This is a genomic window from Streptomyces sp. HSS9-12 (genome assembly GCF_054963655.1).
Genome location: NZ_JBUEGC010000042.1, coordinates 25,210 through 40,865, shown reverse-complemented (window position 1 = coordinate 40,865; position 15,656 = coordinate 25,210). Strand labels below are relative to the sequence as shown.

Genomic DNA, 15,656 nt, shown 5'->3' with positions numbered 1-15,656 from the left:
GTCATTTGAGGAGAAGGGCGCGATCGTGGTGAGCGAAGATCTTTCTTGGCTGTTGACCAGCCTTGTGCAGCGCGTACCCCATACGCGAAGCGCACTGCTGTTGTCCTCGGACGGTCTGGTGATGGCCTCGGAAGGACTGGACAAAGACGCGGCGGATCATCTGGCGGCCATCGCCAGCGGGCTGTACTCGCTGGCCCGCGGTGCCGGCAAGCGATTTGACGACGACGATGATGTGCGGCAGATCGTGACCGAACTCAGCAGCTCGATGCTCTTTGTCTCCGCGGCCGGGCCGGGCGCCCTGTTGGCCGTGCATGCCGGGCGCGAAGCGGATGTGCCGGTGCTGGGCTACGAGATGACCATGATGGTCAAGAGCGCCCGCCGCCACCTGGGGGCCGCTCCCCGCCAGTCGGTGGGGCAGTGAGCGATGCCGGACGCCTCGGACGATCCGGATGGGCCGTTGCTCGACGACGCCGTCGGGCGGCTGGTCCGGCCGTACACCGTCAGCGAGGGACGCACCAGACCCACGTGCCACTTCGACTTGATGACCATGGTGGTGGCCACCGGTACCGCGCTTCGGAAACACCTTGGACTGGATCACGCACATGTGCTTGAGATGTGCCAGACGCCGGTCACGGTGGCTGAGATCGCGGGGCACACACGAATGCCCGCAACGGTGATCAAGGTGCTGCTGTCCGACTTGGTGGAGCACGGCGCGGTCGTCACACGGCCCTTCGACCTGGGAACGCAGGGGCCATGTCCTACCCTCGATCTAGATCTATTGGAGGCGTTGCGGGATGGGCTCCTCAAACGGCTGTGAGGCACCCGGCGCCGACTCCCTTCCGATGGGGATCAAGGTTTTGGTCGCCGGGGGTTTCGGGGTGGGCAAGACCACCTTCGTGGGAGCGGTCAGCGAGATAGAGCCGCTGAGCACGGAAGAGCTGCTGACCGAGGTCAGTGCTGCCACGGACAGACTGGACGGGGTGGAGAACAAGGCCACCACCACGGTCGCGATGGACTTCGGCCGGATCACCATCAGCCCCCAGCACGTGCTCTATCTGTTCGGCACGCCCGGCCAGGAACGCTTTTGGTTCATGTGGGACGAGCTGTCAGCCGGTGCACTCGGTGCGGTAGTGCTTGCCGACACCCGTCGGCTGGACCACAGTTTCGCGGCGGTTGACTTCTTCGAATCGCGTGGCATCAACTTCCTCGTCGCGGTCAATGAGTTCGACGGGGCACACCGCTACCGGCCGGACGAGGTGCGGGCGGCGCTGGACCTCAAGCCCGAGGTGCCGGTGGTCGCGTGTGATGCTCGCCTGTCCAGCTCGGGTATGCGGGTTCTACTTTCCCTCGTGCAGCATCTGATCAGTTCAAGGAGTTCCCATGGCAGCGATGGCGTCCAAACCTCCCCACGAGGGGGATATAGCGATCGCCGTGCGTCATCTGCTTCTCCCTCCGGAGGACTCTGAGCAGGAGGCCCGGACACGCCGGCTTCGCGAACTGGGAATCGAAGACAGGCCCGTTCCGGAGCTGGATGACTTCGCGCGTGAGCTGGCGAGGCGCACTGGGGGGTGCTACTCGGGAGTCAACTTCTTTCTCGACGAGGAGCGTCAGTACTACGGGGGCTTGTACAGCGCGGCCACCGACACAAGTGTGAGTTTGAAGCCGCCGAATCTTCTCGAGGACCCCGTGCCCGGCCGGGTGATGCCTCGTGACTTTGACATTGGTTTCTGCCCACATGTGGTCAAGCGCCGCAAGGCTCTGGTGCTGGACGATGTCCGCGACTACCCCCGTTTTGCCGGGAATTGGGTGGTCGATGCCATCGGCATCCACTCCTACCTGGGAGCGCCGCTGATCGACCGCACGGGCATGGTACTGGGCACGATCTGTGTGGTGGACCAGGATCCGCACCCCTGGGGCCACAAAGGCCTGGAGACCATCAAGACGATGGCCGCTGAACTCGTGGAGCGCATCGAGCGGTCGGCGGACGACCGGTGAGAGAACCTGCTTGAGCAAGGGTGCCGGGTACGGCAGATGAGGCGCGCGCTGGGGAAGGCCGGCGCCGGTGCCAGGTTCGCGCTGCCCGTCCTGCGACTGGATGTATGCGGTGAGCCGCGCCACCAGCCGAACCAGCCGACGGCTCATGCACCCGGCCGCTCATCGTGTGGGGCCGGCGGCCGTAGCACCCCGGCACGGCCCGACTACGCGGCCTGTGGGCAGCCGGCCGGCCAGGAGCGGTGCCCAGCACTCCGGCGTGTGATGGCCGGCCGTTTCACATGGCTCGGCGGCCCAACGGGCGTATGCCGACGTGCCCGTTCGTCCCGCGCTCGTCGGCCTGGCCAATAACCCATGGGACCCCACCGGTTACCGGGTCGGCGTGGACGGGGTGGGGCCGGGCTGCGAGCTGTAGGCGGTGAGGAAGCGGTCGCGGAAGGTGTCCATCCGCCAGACCGGGGCCTGTGGTCCGGGTTTCAGACCCTCCTGCCAGCCCCAGCCGGAGATCCGGTCCATCACAGCCGGGTCGTGGGCGATGATCGCGATAGGTACGTCCCGGCTGGCGTGGTCACCGGTGACGGCCGGGACGGGCTGGTGATCACCGAGGAAGACGAGCACGGTGTTGTCGTCGCCGTACTTCTCCACATAGGAGATGAGGCTGTTCAGCGAGTATTCGATGGAACGCCGGTACTCGGTGCGCACCTGCTGGGGGTCCTTCCACACCTCTCTCGGGTCCTTGCCCGCCTTCTTGATGGCGTTGTAGACCGAGCCGTCGCCGACCTTGTCCCAACCGATCATCTTGGGGACGGGCGCCCAGGGGTTGTGGCTGGAGGTCAGGATGATCTCCGTCATCAACGGTTTGTGGCCCCGCTTGCCGTGCTCCAGGCGTTCGAAGGCGGCCAGGCTGAACTGGTCGGGCATGGTCGACCAGCTGAACTTCGGGCCCTTGTACCCGAGGTGCCGGGAGTCGTAGATGTTGTCGAGGCCGAAGAACTTGCCCTCCGGCCAGCCAGTGGTGACGCCCGGCACGATGCCGACCGTCCGCCAGGCGCCGGTGCGCTTGAAGGCACCAGTGAGAGTCAGGTGATTGCCCGCGGTGACGGTGCGGTAGCGCAGCTGGTTGTCGATCCACAGGCCTGTCAGGAAGGTGGAGTGGCCCAGCCAGCTCATGCCGCCCCTCGTCGATGAGGTGAGGAACGCGCTCCGGGAGGAGAACCCGGCCTTGCGCAGCCGCTTGGTTCCGTCCGCGAGCACCGCGTCGACCTGCGGCGCCATCCTCGGGTCCTCGACCGCGCTGCGGCCGTAGCTCTCGATGAAGGTGAAGATGACGTCCTTGCCGCGCAGCCCGGTCAGCAGTTGGTCGCCCGGGGTGACGCGGAAATGGTCGACGGCGGCGGCCTGTTCAAACGCCCGCTCGTCCTTCAGGGCCGCATTCACCCGGACCACACGGTCCTGCACGAGTGCGGCCGTGCTCATGGAAGCAACCGGCACGCCGCCGATCTGCACGCCGAGCGCCGCGCACATGACCCAGGCGGTCCCGAGTACCAAGGCGGTATAGGTCGCCGTGGTCCTGTGCCGGGCCATGAGGTGACCAAGGCGGACGACCGCCAGCACGTTGAGGACGAGCAAGGCGAGGATGAAGAGCACGACTGCGACCACGGCAGCGATCGCGCCGGCCGGACCGATGGAGTCCCTGAGGAACGACTCGCCGTCGTCGAGCAGGACCCAGTCGAGCACCAGGTTGAACCCTCGGCCGAAGACCTCGTTGAAGCCCATGTCGAGGATGTCCAGGATGGTCAGCAGGCCGAGGCCCACCCCAGCCGGCACCGCGGCCACCCGCCTGGCCTTGTGCGGCAGGACGAGCAGCACGGTGGCGCCGAAGATCCCTTCCACCGGGATGCGCGTGAACGCGTAGGGCGTGAGGTGGCTGAGCTGGTTCGGCAGGAGGAGGGTGAAGAGCACCAACAGGGCGGCCAGGGCCGCGGTCACCCTCGCCATGTACCGGGCCGCAGCCGGGTGCCTGTCCCGCCAGCCGCCGCCTGGGACGGCCTCGCCCGGGTTGTCACTGGCGGCGTCGCCTGCGGCGGATTCCTCACCAACGTCGGCGCCGGCACTTTCGGCGGTGTCCTGACCCGCGGCGGTGTCGTCCGGTGTGCGCTCCGGGGGGCCGTCCGGCGTCAGGCCTCCCTCCGCCGTTGCCTTGTCCGTATGCGGCAGCTGACGAAGGCGAGTGAAGAGCGACAACCCCAAGGTCCTTCCCGCGCGAGGCCCGGTGATGGCACGGCGGATCCGGGTCGTTGGGCCGGGGCCGCCGTTATGTGTACGGCTTGCCGGCGGCGTCAGTTCAATCGCCGGGGGCACCATCGCCCAGTGCGGTACCCAGAGAAGGTCATCGCGACCTCCCGCGACGTGGCACTGAAGTCGGAGGACTGACAGGTGATTCCGACCGCCGACAGACCAGTGGCCGTCCCGGCTCCCCGGCCCGTCCGGGCGCCGGGACGGCCCGCTCCGGCCGATGGCGTCGCCTCCGCCCACCCTCCCGCCCCGGCCTGGGCGCTCACTGCCCCGGGGGTCCTGAGCTCCATCGCCCTGGCGGGTGCCTGCCGGGTGGCCGACCACGTCATGCGGACCCGGCTCTGCAGACGGTCGAGACACCGCTTGGTCCCGAGCGGGCGTTAACCCGAGGGACCGGGCGGATGAGCCCAAGGACGTCCCCGTCGTCCCGCGAATCCTCTCGGCCATCGCCCGGTTGGTGTGCGTCCCCAAGTTGACATGAGGTCATGCCCTCACCTGCGGTACTGGCCGACTCCACCCAACAACCGCATCATGGCGCATGCATGCCAATGACCACGGCGGGTGTCGCGGGGAAACCGCGATCCAAGAGGGGGAAAGGTTGACCGTGAACAGATCCTTCGTCCGAGTGGCGCTCACCGCCGCCATGCTGGGCGTCGTCGCGGGTGCTCCACCGGCGCCTCAGGCGGCGGCCGATCCGCCCGCGGCCACCGGGCGCACCGCGAACGTCCTCGAACTCCCTGCCGCCCGCCCGGCGGAGGCCTGGACGCCTCCGCTGAGCACGAGGGGCCGCTACATCGTCGACGCCGACGGCAACCGGTTCAAGCTGAGATCGGGCAACTGGCATGGCGCGAGCGGCACATGGACCGGATCGGGGAACCCCGACGACCCGGGCAACAACCACGCGGGCGAGAAGTCGGATCGGATGCCGCTGGGTCTGGACCGGGCGCCGATGTCCGAGATCGTCGCCGGGTTCCGGGAGCTCGGCCTGAACAGCGTTCGCCTCCCCTTCTCCAACGAGATGATCCATGACACGCGCCCGGTCGCGGACGCCTCGGTGGCGGCCAATCCGGCGCTGCGCGGGAAGACGCCGCTCCAGGTCTACGACGCCGCGGTCGAGGCCCTCACGGACGCGGGCCTCGCGGTGATCCTGAACAACCACACCAGCACCACGCGCTGGTGCTGCGGCGTCGACGGCAACGAACGATGGAACGCGAGCCAGACCACCGAAGCCTGGGAGCGGGACTGGCTGTTCATGGCCCACCGCTACCGGGACAACCAGAGGGTCGTCGGCGCCGACCTCTACAACGAGGTGCGCCGCTCCGTCCTCGACGATCCCAACTGGGGCCTCGGAGACCGGCACGACTGGTTCGCGGCGTCCCAGCACCTGGCGGACCGCATCCTCCAGGAGGGCGATCCGGACCTGCTGGTGATCGTCGAGGGGATCAACTGGACCGGCATCCCCGTTGACGGACTCCCTCACGGACGGCCCACCCTGGAGCCCGCCGAGCGTCTCTCACACACCCTCGTACGGTCCGGCAAACTCGTCTACTCGGCCCACTTCTACGACTACACCGGCCCGCACCACAGCGGCGCCACCGGCATGGGCGAGACCTCCGACCCGCGCTATCGCGACTTCACCCGCGACGAGTTGTACGACGTGCTGCGTCGCCAGGCCTTCTTCGTCGCCTCGGAACACGACCGGCATTTCACGGCACCCGTGTGGATCAGCGAATTCGGCGTCGGCGGCCGCGAGGAGACGGGGGCCAAACAGCGGGCCTGGTTCGGCCACTTCGTCGACTACCTCATCAAGACGGACGCCGACTTCGCGTACTGGCCGCTCGTCGGCTGGCACGAGAACCGGAAGGGCAACGGGTGGGCGCTGCTGCACTGGGACTCAGCGGGCCGGAGGATGGGCGTCTTCGACGGCGACGACTGGCGGGCCGACGACTGGAGGCGCCTGGTCGGCGCACCGGGCCGTACGGGGCAGGTGGCCCCCGCGGACCGCTGGTCGATGCTGAGTCCGGACCACGGAGACTTCGTCCAGTCCCTGCGGATGCGCGCACTCCCGGACTGGGACCAGGGGGCCCGCAAGGCGGCCTGCCCGGATGACCAGCGACTCATCGGGCTCAGCCACTCCGGCAACCGGGGCCTGTGCACCGACACCGGCGCCCGCGGCCTCCAGGCGCCGGGCGGCTCCCATGAGGTGGTCCGGGACGAACGGCATGTCGAACCCGGGCGCGACTGGGCTCCCGGACACACCAAACTCCAGTGCCCTGCGGGCCACTTCCTGTCCGGCTACAGCGTGCGCGGGGCCGCTGTGTCCGCCGCGCTGTGCACCGCGGCGCACCGGGGCCTGGGCACGGAGGGCAGGACGGTGTGGTTCGACCGGTCCGACAACCGCCCGCCCCAGGCCCCGGGGGGCGACTTCGCGTACGGGCATCACAAGGGCCAGTGCGCGGACGACGAGTACGCGGCCGGAATCGCGTACACCGGCCGCTTCGGATCGTCGCGCGCACCCGACGCCTTCCTGTGCCGGAAGCTGCGCTGACGCGGTCCCTGGGCCGACCGGTTGTGGTCCGCGGCCCCCGTTTGCGATGAGCGGTGGGCCGCTCGCCGCGCGGCGCCCAGCACCGGGGCTGCCTCGGTCAACGACACAAGATGGCCCAGGTTGGGGATCACGTCCCTGACCTGGGCCTCAGTCTTTGGAGCCGGTGACGGGAACCGAAGCCGCGCTCTGTGCTTGGGAATCATCGGACGAACCGAGTCGGTAAGGTCGCTGACGCGCAAATAGATCAGTTCCAAGGTCACCAAGGCTCTGGCACCTTCGATTTGCCCGCCCCACGGCGGGCGGCGAAGCCGCCCTGGGTTGCTGACCTGCGGAAATCATCGTCAGCGGGGTGCCGGAGAGAAGCTGCTGTGACCGCAGCTGACCCCTGTTCTCCCGTCGTACTGGCATGCATCTGGCACGGCCGGGGCAGAGGCGCGGGACATCTACCGCTTCAGGGACCTGAATCGCTTCAGAAGCGCGATGATCTTCTCGTGGTCCGCCGCACCGTTCAGTGAACCAACAGGGCCCGGTTACTCCCCGTCTGGCCCCGCTCCTGTCGCGCTGACAGCTATGCCCATATATGTCATATAAGACGACCTTTTGTGGGGTGGCGAACCAGGAGTCAGACGATGAGGATATGCAGCGCAACCGTCGTCGGAGCGATGCTGGGCATAGCGGCCGTGTCAGCGGGCTGTTCGGCGCCGGAGTCCGGCCACCGCACGCCGAAGTCCGCGGTCACGAAGCAGGCCGGCCGTGCCGCCAAGATATCGCCGCAAAGCACCTTCACCCTGGTGGCCACGGGTGACGTCCTGCCGCACGATTCGATAATCCGGCAGTCTCAGCAGGATGCCGGCCGGTCCGGGGAAGATCATGACTTCCGTCCGATGCTCGCCGGGGTGAAGCGGATCGTTTCCGCCGCCGACCTCGCGATATGTCACATGGAGACCGTCTACGGCAAGGAAGCCGGCCCGTTCAGCGGATACCCGACGTTCGTCTCTCCGCCCGAGGTCGCGCAGGCGCTGAAGGATACGGGTTACGACGCCTGCTCCACCGCCTCCAACCACACACTCGACGCCGGCAGTGCGGGGGTGCAGCGCACACTGGACGCGATGGACAAGGCGGGGCTGCGGCACACCGGGTCGGCACGGTCGGCCGCCGAAGCTGCCAAGCCGGTCCTGCTGCGGGCGGGGGCGGCGAAGGTCGCCCATCTCTCCTACACCTACGGGACCAACGGCATCCCCATTCCCAAGGACCGCCCGTGGACCGTGAACCTCATCGACGAAAGGCGCATCATCGCCGATGCCCGTGCGGCCCGGAAGGCGGGCGCCGATGTCGTGGCGGTCAGTCTGCACTGGGGCACGGAGTGGCAGCAGGCGCCGGACCAGCAACAGCTGGCCCTGGCACGGCGACTGACGGCCGCCAAGAGCGGGGACCGCCCCGACATCGACCTGATCCTCGGCACGCACAACCACGTTCCGCAGCCGTACGAGAAGGTCAACGGGACCTGGGTCGTGTACGGGATGGGCGATCAGCTCTCGGGCAAGATGATCAATTATCAGGGGCGCTCGGACGGCCGCGGCAATCAGAGCTCCATCGCGCGTTTCACCTTCGCACCACCATCGCAGCCGGGCCAGCGCTGGACGGTGCGCAAGGCCGAGTTCATTCCCCAACTCACCGACCTGGGACCACCGATGCGTGTAGTCGCCCTCGGAGTCGCCGGGAGCGGCCGCGGTACGGCACCCGACAGCGCGCTGGAACAGATCCGCAGTGCGGTCCTGTCCCGCGGCGCGCAGAAGGACGGCCTCATCATGGCCCAGTGAGGGATGGCGTCAGGCGGTGAGGACGCCGGGGTTGGTGGGTCCCGCAGAGGTCGCAGACCCTGATTGACCGTGGTTCCCTCCGGACACGCAACGGGCACAGCCGGCGAGGTGGCTGGCACGGAGATTTCGGCTTCGGGACCCCGGTGTACGACAACCGCAAGGGCCGGGTCTCCCTCTGGTACGGCTCCTCCACGGGCCCCGCCACCAGCGCCCGTATCTCTCCCAGGCCACCAGCGGCGTCGCCGGCACCCCGGAGAGCTTGGACGAATTCGGTTCCTCGATCTCGGCAGCCGACGTCAACGGCGACGGCTACCGGGATCTGGCGATCGGGGTGTACGGCGAGAAGATCAACGAGGAGGCGTACGCGGGCGGCGTCCACGTCCTGAAGGGCAGCGCGAGCGGCATCGGCGGCACCGGCTCCCAGTGGTTCGCCCGCAACACCGCCGGCGTGCCGGGCTCCGTGACGTGGAACGACTGCATTGGCACCACGGTCCGCCGTCGCGACACCGACCGTGACGGCTACGCCGGCCTCCACATCACGGGCGGCCGACCTCCACATCACGGGCAACAATGGCCTCCGCCTCCCCGGTACGGCCTCCGGCATCACCACGACCGGCGTCACCTCCATGAACCGGGAGATCATTGAGGGCATGCTCCAGTAGCCGCGTCCGACCCGAACTCTCCAGCCCCCACCACATCACGCGGGGCCGGCGACGTCGGCCGCGCGGCGCGGAGGCCTCACGGCGAGCGTCGTCCATGATCTGCCGGATTTCGGCGAGCACGGGACGTACGGACTCCCGGTCGGTCGCAGCTTCGGCAGCCGGCTCCAACTCTCGCAGGCGGGCGGCTGCCGAATGCGGTTGAAGAGCCGCCGCGTCCACACCGGCGACCGGGGCGAAGTTCTCCGGGGCGATCATCTCGAGGGTGGAGCGCTGGCGGTGGAGCTCGGCGTCGCTGGTGCGGGTTCCGTGGGACTTGTCCATGTCCGGCGCCCGCCTCGACCGGCCCATCGGTGCACGTCCGACCACCTCCGTGTCGAGGTGTTTCCCGCGCCGGGTCAGCCGCGCTTTTCCTCCTCGGCCTCCATGAGCCGGATGCCCTCGTGGGTCAGGGTGACGGTCGCGGCAGTGTTGTGCGATGTCCAGTCGACCGCGACCAGTCCCTCTCCCGCCAGATAGGTACAGGCGGCGGCGAGGTCCTCCTCGGGCAAGTGGAGGCGGTCGCGGAGCGTGGCTCCACTGAGGCCCGGGCGATTGTCTGCGACGGCATCGTACAAAGCCCGCATGACGGCCTTGCGGTAGTTCTTGCGCTCACCCAGTGTTGCCATGACTGCAGCTCTCTCGCTCCGGTGCGAGGCCGGGACCGTGAAGGGCGGTTCGAGGCGGCCGCTGTGCGCTCAGACCTCGCCCGCCTGAGGATGCTCCTCCATGGAAGGCTCGCTGGTCGACAGCCAGGACCGCGCCGGTCCTGCGGTGTGGGTGGTGTCCACCGTGAGATCGAGACGGGTTCCGCCTTCGCCGCCGGCGGGGTAGCTGCGCTGTTCGGTCGCAGCGAAGCTGCGACGCAGCACCTCCGCGACCCGGCGGGCGACCTCGGGCGTTGCCGCGACGACACGGACCTCGGCATGGCCGGCGGAGGGCAGCTGCTGTTCGACCTTCATGGCAGACCTCCTCTGGCGCGGCCCGGCGCGGCGAGGTGGCGGTGTACGGGACGCTGTCGCGGCGCAACCTCGCCTGCCCCGCCATCAGGAGCCGGTGGTGCTCCCGATCACCGCGACGGTGCGCGGGTCGCCGACTCCGGCGTCCTGCTGTACGAGAGCCCCTGCTCTTCGGTGAACCGTCCCCACGTGCACCGTATGCCCGGTCAGGTGCGCCTTACGCGGAACCGGAGACATCGGGACGCGGGCGGCCACCAGGCGAGATCCCGCGTGCACCGTACGGCGGGTGCCCCGGTCCTCGGTATCCCGGTGCTGTGCGCGATGCGGGGGGTGCCGATGACCGAAAACGCCTCGCCCTTGGCCCGGGTTCCCTGCTGGATGGAGCGGCCGGGCCGCTGCTCCATGGCCGCCGTCGGGCGGTTCGCCGCGCGCAGTACCGTGAAGTCAACGAGATCCCTTCGTTGGCGGGCACAGCGAAGCCCCGCAGGCGGGCGGGCACACCATGACCGACTCCGAGACCCCTCGCGTTTCGAGGGTGCTGCCCGATGCGATCCACGAGGCCGTGAAACCCGGGACGGCTCTGCTGCGGCTGGAGACGACATCGTCCCGCGAGGGCGTCCTCGACGGGGCATGGTGGCCGCGCTCCCGCGACATCAGTGCCGAGCTTCCCGCCCTCGTCAGCGCCCTTACCGAGCACCTCGGCCCGGTCACGCGTGTCGGGCTGGACGCCGCTGCCTGGGAAGCACTCCCGACCCGGCTGATCATCGACGACCGCGTTGTGCACATCGACTCCTTCCCCGTCGGAGACGACACCGTTCTCATCACCCGCGGTGATCAGGACCTTTTCTCGCTGATGGTGGTGCCCCCGCAAGCGACTGCGGAAGCCGCGCGTGCCGCGATGGCACAGGCCGTCCGGGCCGACAACATCACCGGGGCCCAACAGATCCTCATCGACACCGGTGCCGGCCGCGAACGGAGCGACCCGGCCTGATGCCGGGGCTGGATGCCGGGCCCGGTCCGTCGGGTCTTCATCCCTCGGGGCCTGCAGGAACTCGCGAGGGTCTGGAGGCGCGATCCGTCGGGTTCGTCAGACGAGCCCGTGCCCGCCCTCGGATTCCCGCTGCAGCCTCTTGCTCTCCGACGACGTCGGCCTCGGCCAGCGTCAGCATTTCCTCGGCCGTCAGACGGTTCCACGGATCAGCGGCGGCGGCCAGCAGCCGGGCAGCTGTTCCGGGCGGCGCGTACGGAGGAATGACCAGAAGCACCCAGCGGCCCATGGTGCCGGAGAGGAAAGTCAGCCTGTGGGCCTCCGCCGCGGCGCCGGATCTGGTCACCTCGACCAGGTGTCCCGGAACCAGGACCGTGCGCGGGGCGTGGGGCCATGCGGCCGCGCCCACGGTGACGTGGGTGAGCGCTCCGTAGTGGGGGTCGAGGAGGTCCGCGAGGGCGGGCAGCTCGAGTTCGAGCATGTCACAGCGCGGCCACCATGCTCCGTCGAATGGTCCATGGCTGGCGTCGGATGTGAGGCTCAGCCGGGCCTGCGGCAATCGATAGGAGTGCATTTTCTCAGGCGATACACGGTCGGTGGACTTTTTCATCACACGGTCCCGTCCTGGGCATTTTTTGGCTGCCCATGTAGTCACTCGCCGGGAACGGCACCGCCGTGACTGCGCTGCACGAAATGCTCTCGGTAAGATCAGGCTACGCCTGATCGAAGAAACGCGCGCGGCCCAAGCCGGCTCCGGGAAAAGGGTGAGCCAGTCGGCCGGGCGAAATGGAGCAGGGCCCGCACCTCGTGAGGCGCGGGCCCTGTTCTCGGTGCCGCTGCGCGGCACCCGGCTGTGTCAGGCCGGAACGATGTTCTCCGCCTGGGGACCCTTCTGGCCCTGCGTCACGTCGAACGTCACCCGCTGGCCTTCCTGCAGCTCGCGGAAGCCCTGGGTGGCGATGTTCGAGTAGTGCGCGAAGACGTCGGCGCCGCCGCCATCCTGCTGGATGAAGCCGAATCCCTTTTCCGCGTTGAACCACTTCACGGTGCCAGTAGCCATGTTTTTCTCCTTGAATGGGGGCAATGATGAGTTCCCGCACGGTGCAGAATCCCCAGTCGCCGAAATGACCCCATCCGGAGGGTCCGGAAAACAAAAATGCACCTGACGTTACATCCGTCAGGTGCACACTGAGTTAATGGGTACCAAAACTGCAACTGGAACCAAGCTAGCACAGATTTCTCCGCTGTGTCGGATTTCCCGGAAAAAATTCTTGACCGGCCATGCGCCGCTGCCCGGGACGCACGTCCCCCGGTTGACCAGTCCGTGAGCCGAACGGCGTAGCCGCCGGTGAGCACCAAGGGGTAGACGCCGCCACGGCGAGGATGCCCTCCGGCAGGCGGCTGTCCCTCGGCCAGGGCCGTCCGGTAGTAGCCCATCCGTTCTGGCATGTATCTGACAGGGCGCAGGGTGCCCTGACCGTCGCTTCAACCGGTCCAGGTGACCCGGGTAATGACGATGAGCCGCAGACGTTCCAGTGCGAGGAAGAGGAAGAAACCCCGTCCGCCGAAGATGTCCAGGGTGCGCAGTCCGCCGCCATGCAGGTTGCCGCGGCCTACCTGGGCGGCGTCGGGGCCGAGGACGACGAGCTGTTCGGCGAGTCGCTCGACCTCGGCTGTGACTTCGGTCGGGAGGCCACCGACAACATGGTCGGCGTCCGGGGCGTAGTCCCATGTCCAGGCATCGCTCACGCGGAGGCCTCACGGCGTGCGTCGTCCGTGATCTGCCGGATTTCGGCCAGCACAGGACGTACGTCGTCCCGGTCGGTCGCGGATTGCGCAGCCTGCTCCAACTCGCGCAGGCGGGAAGCTCTGGCAGGGAAGCGCTGGATCGCGACGAACTCTCCCCACCACATGAGGAAGCTACGGAGAGGCGTGATGGTGCTCTGAGCGGCTGCCTGCTCTACAGCTTGGTCCAGGTGCTCCACGAAGGCGGGCAGATGTGCCGGGGCGATCTGCGCGACTGCCGCTCGCAGTGCGCCCGGGGTCAGGGCCGGCATAGGGATCAGCGGTGCGTCTGTCGGGGAGGAGTGCTGCTCGGACACGGGACTGTCTCCTGATTGGTGGAGTGCTCTACCACCGGGAGGCTTGCTGCCCGGGTGACTGGAGTGAGCCTACGCCGACGACTCGGGCGCACGCTTCCAAATCTGTTGTGGTGAGGGACGCCGGCCATGGCCGTGGGCCCGGCATGGACAAGCGACAGCCTGACCTCGCGCGGGAGATGTCGGCGTTCGCGCTGCCCGGGACGGGGTACCTGATCAGTTCCTGTTGTTGTCGACCTGGAGGCGCTCACCCTCGACCGGCCCGTGGTCCGATATGTTCCCGCTTCGACTGGGAGGTAGCATGTCACCTTCCCGCGCGGCCTTGGTCGCACTCGCCGGCACGCTCATCGTCGTGCTTACCGGCTGCTTCTCCGGTGGCGGCGCCGAGGCAGCCGACACAATGGCCACCCCGGGCGCATCGTCAACTGCAACGGAGCCCACGCAGACGCCCACGGCTCCCTCGCCGGACAGCCCCTCAGCGGTCCTGCAGACGACCTCGACGAAGCCGACTTTGCGCGAGGCCAGCACCCGGACCCAGACCGCCTCGCTGACGATCCCGTCGATCGGCCTCAAGGACCTGCCCGTCGTCCCGTACGAGGGAACGACTGACGACTGGCCGGGTACGCGGATCCAGGACCGCGGCATCGCCGCCAGCCCGTTCGGGGACCACGGGGGTGTCGGCCCCGGCGAGATCGGCAACTACCTCGTGACAGGCCACCGCCTTACCGCTGGTGGGGCCCTGCGCAAGCTCCCATCCCTCGACCAGGGCGACTCGGTCCTCGTCACGTCGGGTGGCATGATCTACGAATACAAGATCACCAAGACCAGGACGGTCTCCTTCCGCTCCCAGAGATCGCTCGCCGAGCAGCGGGCGGCGGTCCCTGGTTCGCCGGGTGAGCGTCCCACCGAGTCCATGATCACCATCTCCACTTGCGCGACTCCGGAGGACGACGCGGCCGGCAATTCCTGGCGCGACGACAAGGGCAACCCCGAGCACCGCATCGACAAAGTCGGCGTGCTGGCCTCGACGCGGAAGGCTCCCGGCAATCCGGCCTCGCCCTGACCCGGCGCTCCATCGACCTGGCGGGCATGGCGCTCAACGCGCCGCAGCGGCCAGCCGCGGGGCTACGACCCTCGACGAACCCTCCCCGCCTGGTCCCCAGACGGTCCCCACGGAAGCGGCATCTCCGCTGGCTACACCCAGCCCTGGTACTCGGTGCGCGACGTGGAGGAACCGGTCGGCGGAGAAATGGGTTACATCACCTGCTTCCTGCGCGACGGCGACCGCGTGTTCCTCACCTACTCCACGACCGGCCGTGGCAACGAAAGCCGGTCAACGGGTCCCTCGGCGGGTGCGGACACGAGAAGGTCGGCCTGTATGCACCCATTGCCGTCAGCGTTGCCGTCAGCACGCAGCGCAACCAGGATGCCCAGGAGCGCACGGGCCGCCGCGTGCGCCGCGCACTGCACAGTCGCAAGCTGGACGTATGGCCTATCGGTGCGCGACGAAAGGTGCCCCATGAATATCGCAGTCATCGGCGGTACCGGCCTGATCGGGTCGCAGGTCGTGAAGAAGCTGAACGCGGCCGGGCACGAGGCCGTGCCGCACTCGCCGTCCACAGGTGTCGACGTGATCACGGGCCAGGGCCTGGCGGAGGCGGTGGCCGGCGCTGACGTGGTCGTCAACCTGACGAATTCCCCGACCTTCGACGACGCGTCCCTGGCGTTCTTCCAGACCTCGATGGACAACCTCCTGGCCGCCAGCCACAAAGGCGGGGTGGGGCACGTCGTCATTCTCTCGATCGTCGGCGCGGACCAGGTGCCCGACCTCGTCTACTACCGGGCCAAGGTCCTGCAGGAAGACATCCTCAAGGCCGGGCCAGTCCCCTACTCGATCGTCCACGCCACCCAGTTCATGGAGTTCATCGACGCCGTTATGTCCTGGACCACCGAGGGCGACACCGTCCGCCTGCCCACCACCCCGCTCCAGCCGATCGCCGCCCAGGACATCTCCGACACCGTCGCCGAAGTCGCCGCCGGTCCCCCCTTGAACGGCACCCTCAACATCGCCGGGCCCGACGTCTTCCCCCTCGACGAACTCGGCCGGATCACCCTGAACGCCCACCCCGACGGCCGCACGGTCGTCACCGACGACACCGCCGGCATGTTCGCCGCCGTCCCCGGCGATGCCCTCACCGCCAAGGGCGACGCCCGCATCGCCCCCACCCACTACAGCGACTGGCTCTCCTGAACCACC

The 15,656-nt window shown here is 68.3% G+C and carries 17 protein-coding genes; 10 read left to right on the top strand and 7 right to left on the bottom strand.

Annotated features, from left to right (window positions below):
• Positions 1-25 precede the first annotated feature (25 nt).
• Genes ACY34J_RS21345 through ACY34J_RS21330 form a run of 4 tightly spaced genes read left to right on the top strand, consistent with a single transcriptional unit; the run spans position 26 to position 1,995 of the window.
• Positions 26-421: a roadblock/LC7 domain-containing protein gene (locus ACY34J_RS21345; protein ID WP_462728111.1), complete on the top strand. Its 396-nt coding sequence runs from the start codon at positions 26-28 to the stop codon at positions 419-421.
• Positions 422-424: 3 nt separating this feature from the next.
• Positions 425-817 (top strand): DUF742 domain-containing protein, encoded by a 393-nt coding sequence (locus tag ACY34J_RS21340; protein ID WP_462728110.1) that lies wholly within the window; start codon positions 425-427, stop codon positions 815-817.
• Entirely contained in the window at positions 795-1,466 is a 672-nt protein-coding gene (locus tag ACY34J_RS21335) for a GTP-binding protein (RefSeq protein ID WP_462728109.1), read from the top strand. The genes ACY34J_RS21340 and ACY34J_RS21335 overlap by 23 nt, the downstream gene beginning before the upstream one ends.
• Positions 1,390-1,995 carry a GAF domain-containing protein gene (locus ACY34J_RS21330; protein WP_462728133.1) on the top strand — a complete coding sequence of 202 codons (606 nt, stop codon included), beginning with the start codon at positions 1,390-1,392 and terminating at the stop codon, positions 1,993-1,995. Before ACY34J_RS21335 ends, ACY34J_RS21330 begins: the two co-directional genes overlap by 77 nt.
• A 366-nt stretch (positions 1,996-2,361) precedes the next feature.
• Here the strand turns inward: ACY34J_RS21330 and ACY34J_RS21325 are convergent, their stop codons facing one another.
• Positions 2,362-4,236 (bottom strand): alkaline phosphatase family protein, encoded by a 1,875-nt coding sequence (locus ACY34J_RS21325; protein WP_462728108.1) that lies wholly within the window; start codon positions 4,234-4,236, stop codon positions 2,362-2,364.
• Positions 4,237-4,930: 694 nt separating this feature from the next.
• On the opposite strand from ACY34J_RS21325, the gene ACY34J_RS21320 reads away from it, so the two are divergent.
• The 3 genes from ACY34J_RS21320 (at position 4,931) to ACY34J_RS21310 (ending at position 9,301) form a co-directional block, all read left to right on the top strand.
• Positions 4,931-6,835 (top strand): glycoside hydrolase family 5 protein, encoded by a 1,905-nt coding sequence (locus ACY34J_RS21320; RefSeq protein WP_462728132.1) that lies wholly within the window; start codon positions 4,931-4,933, stop codon positions 6,833-6,835.
• 629 nt (positions 6,836-7,464) lie between these two features.
• On the top strand, positions 7,465-8,655 hold the full coding sequence (locus tag ACY34J_RS21315; RefSeq protein ID WP_462728107.1) for a CapA family protein: 1,191 nt from the start codon (positions 7,465-7,467) through the stop codon (positions 8,653-8,655).
• Between the two features lie 259 nt (positions 8,656-8,914).
• Positions 8,915-9,301 (top strand): FG-GAP repeat protein, encoded by a 387-nt coding sequence (locus tag ACY34J_RS21310; RefSeq protein WP_462728106.1) that lies wholly within the window; start codon positions 8,915-8,917, stop codon positions 9,299-9,301.
• Positions 9,302-9,712: 411 nt separating this feature from the next.
• On the opposite strand, the gene ACY34J_RS21305 is transcribed toward ACY34J_RS21310, so the two are convergent.
• Positions 9,713-9,982 (bottom strand): hypothetical protein, encoded by a 270-nt coding sequence (locus tag ACY34J_RS21305; protein ID WP_462728105.1) that lies wholly within the window; start codon positions 9,980-9,982, stop codon positions 9,713-9,715.
• A gap of 69 nt (positions 9,983-10,051) precedes the next feature.
• Positions 10,052-10,315 (bottom strand): hypothetical protein, encoded by a 264-nt coding sequence (locus ACY34J_RS21300; protein ID WP_462728104.1) that lies wholly within the window; start codon positions 10,313-10,315, stop codon positions 10,052-10,054.
• A 499-nt stretch (positions 10,316-10,814) separates the two neighbouring features.
• Between ACY34J_RS21300 and ACY34J_RS21295 the strand changes: the two genes are divergently transcribed.
• Entirely contained in the window at positions 10,815-11,303 is a 489-nt protein-coding gene (locus ACY34J_RS21295; RefSeq protein ID WP_462728103.1) for a DUF5994 family protein, read from the top strand.
• A gap of 37 nt (positions 11,304-11,340) precedes the next feature.
• Here the strand turns inward: ACY34J_RS21295 and ACY34J_RS21290 are convergent, their stop codons facing one another.
• The 4 genes from ACY34J_RS21290 to ACY34J_RS21275 all read right to left on the bottom strand — a co-directional run bounded on the left by ACY34J_RS21290 (position 11,341) and on the right by ACY34J_RS21275 (position 13,402).
• Entirely contained in the window at positions 11,341-11,874 is a 534-nt protein-coding gene (locus ACY34J_RS21290; RefSeq protein ID WP_462728102.1) for a DUF5994 family protein, read from the bottom strand.
• A 282-nt stretch (positions 11,875-12,156) separates the two neighbouring features.
• On the bottom strand, positions 12,157-12,360 hold the full coding sequence (locus tag ACY34J_RS21285; RefSeq protein WP_462728101.1) for a cold-shock protein: 204 nt from the start codon (positions 12,358-12,360) through the stop codon (positions 12,157-12,159).
• 425 nt (positions 12,361-12,785) lie between these two features.
• Entirely contained in the window at positions 12,786-13,049 is a 264-nt protein-coding gene (locus ACY34J_RS21280; RefSeq protein ID WP_462728100.1) for a hypothetical protein, read from the bottom strand.
• Positions 13,046-13,402: a DUF6247 family protein gene (locus ACY34J_RS21275; RefSeq protein WP_462728099.1), complete on the bottom strand. Its 357-nt coding sequence runs from the start codon at positions 13,400-13,402 to the stop codon at positions 13,046-13,048. The genes ACY34J_RS21280 and ACY34J_RS21275 overlap by 4 nt, the downstream gene beginning before the upstream one ends.
• A gap of 298 nt (positions 13,403-13,700) precedes the next feature.
• Between ACY34J_RS21275 and ACY34J_RS21270 the strand changes: the two genes are divergently transcribed.
• Together ACY34J_RS21270 and ACY34J_RS21265 are read left to right on the top strand one after the other, a co-directional pair.
• Complete coding sequence (locus ACY34J_RS21270) at positions 13,701-14,462, top strand: class E sortase (RefSeq protein WP_462728098.1); 762 nt, start codon at positions 13,701-13,703, stop codon at positions 14,460-14,462.
• 456 nt (positions 14,463-14,918) lie between these two features.
• Positions 14,919-15,650 (top strand): SDR family oxidoreductase, encoded by a 732-nt coding sequence (locus ACY34J_RS21265; RefSeq protein ID WP_462728097.1) that lies wholly within the window; start codon positions 14,919-14,921, stop codon positions 15,648-15,650.
• Positions 15,651-15,656: the final 6 nt, after the last annotated feature.

What these genes read in the sequence shown, in the direction of transcription:
- ACY34J_RS21285 (WP_462728101.1), bottom strand. Translation starts at nt 12,360, where the DNA reads ATGGCTACTGGCACCGTGAAGTGGTTCAACGCGGAAAAGGGATTCGGC.
- ACY34J_RS21295 (WP_462728103.1), top strand. Translation starts at nt 10,815, where the DNA reads ATGACCGACTCCGAGACCCCTCGCGTTTCGAGGGTGCTGCCCGATGCG.
- ACY34J_RS21290 (WP_462728102.1), bottom strand. Translation starts at nt 11,874, where the DNA reads ATGCACTCCTATCGATTGCCGCAGGCCCGGCTGAGCCTCACATCCGAC.
- ACY34J_RS21305 (WP_462728105.1), bottom strand. Translation starts at nt 9,982, where the DNA reads ATGGCAACACTGGGTGAGCGCAAGAACTACCGCAAGGCCGTCATGCGG.
- ACY34J_RS21330 (WP_462728133.1), top strand. Translation starts at nt 1,390, where the DNA reads ATGGCGTCCAAACCTCCCCACGAGGGGGATATAGCGATCGCCGTGCGT.
- ACY34J_RS21335 (WP_462728109.1), top strand. Translation starts at nt 795, where the DNA reads ATGGGCTCCTCAAACGGCTGTGAGGCACCCGGCGCCGACTCCCTTCCG.
- ACY34J_RS21320 (WP_462728132.1), top strand. Translation starts at nt 4,931, where the DNA reads ATGCTGGGCGTCGTCGCGGGTGCTCCACCGGCGCCTCAGGCGGCGGCC.
- ACY34J_RS21270 (WP_462728098.1), top strand. Translation starts at nt 13,701, where the DNA reads ATGTCACCTTCCCGCGCGGCCTTGGTCGCACTCGCCGGCACGCTCATC.
- ACY34J_RS21265 (WP_462728097.1), top strand. Translation starts at nt 14,919, where the DNA reads ATGAATATCGCAGTCATCGGCGGTACCGGCCTGATCGGGTCGCAGGTC.
- ACY34J_RS21300 (WP_462728104.1), bottom strand. Translation starts at nt 10,315, where the DNA reads ATGAAGGTCGAACAGCAGCTGCCCTCCGCCGGCCATGCCGAGGTCCGT.
- ACY34J_RS21315 (WP_462728107.1), top strand. Translation starts at nt 7,465, where the DNA reads ATGAGGATATGCAGCGCAACCGTCGTCGGAGCGATGCTGGGCATAGCG.
- ACY34J_RS21340 (WP_462728110.1), top strand. Translation starts at nt 425, where the DNA reads ATGCCGGACGCCTCGGACGATCCGGATGGGCCGTTGCTCGACGACGCC.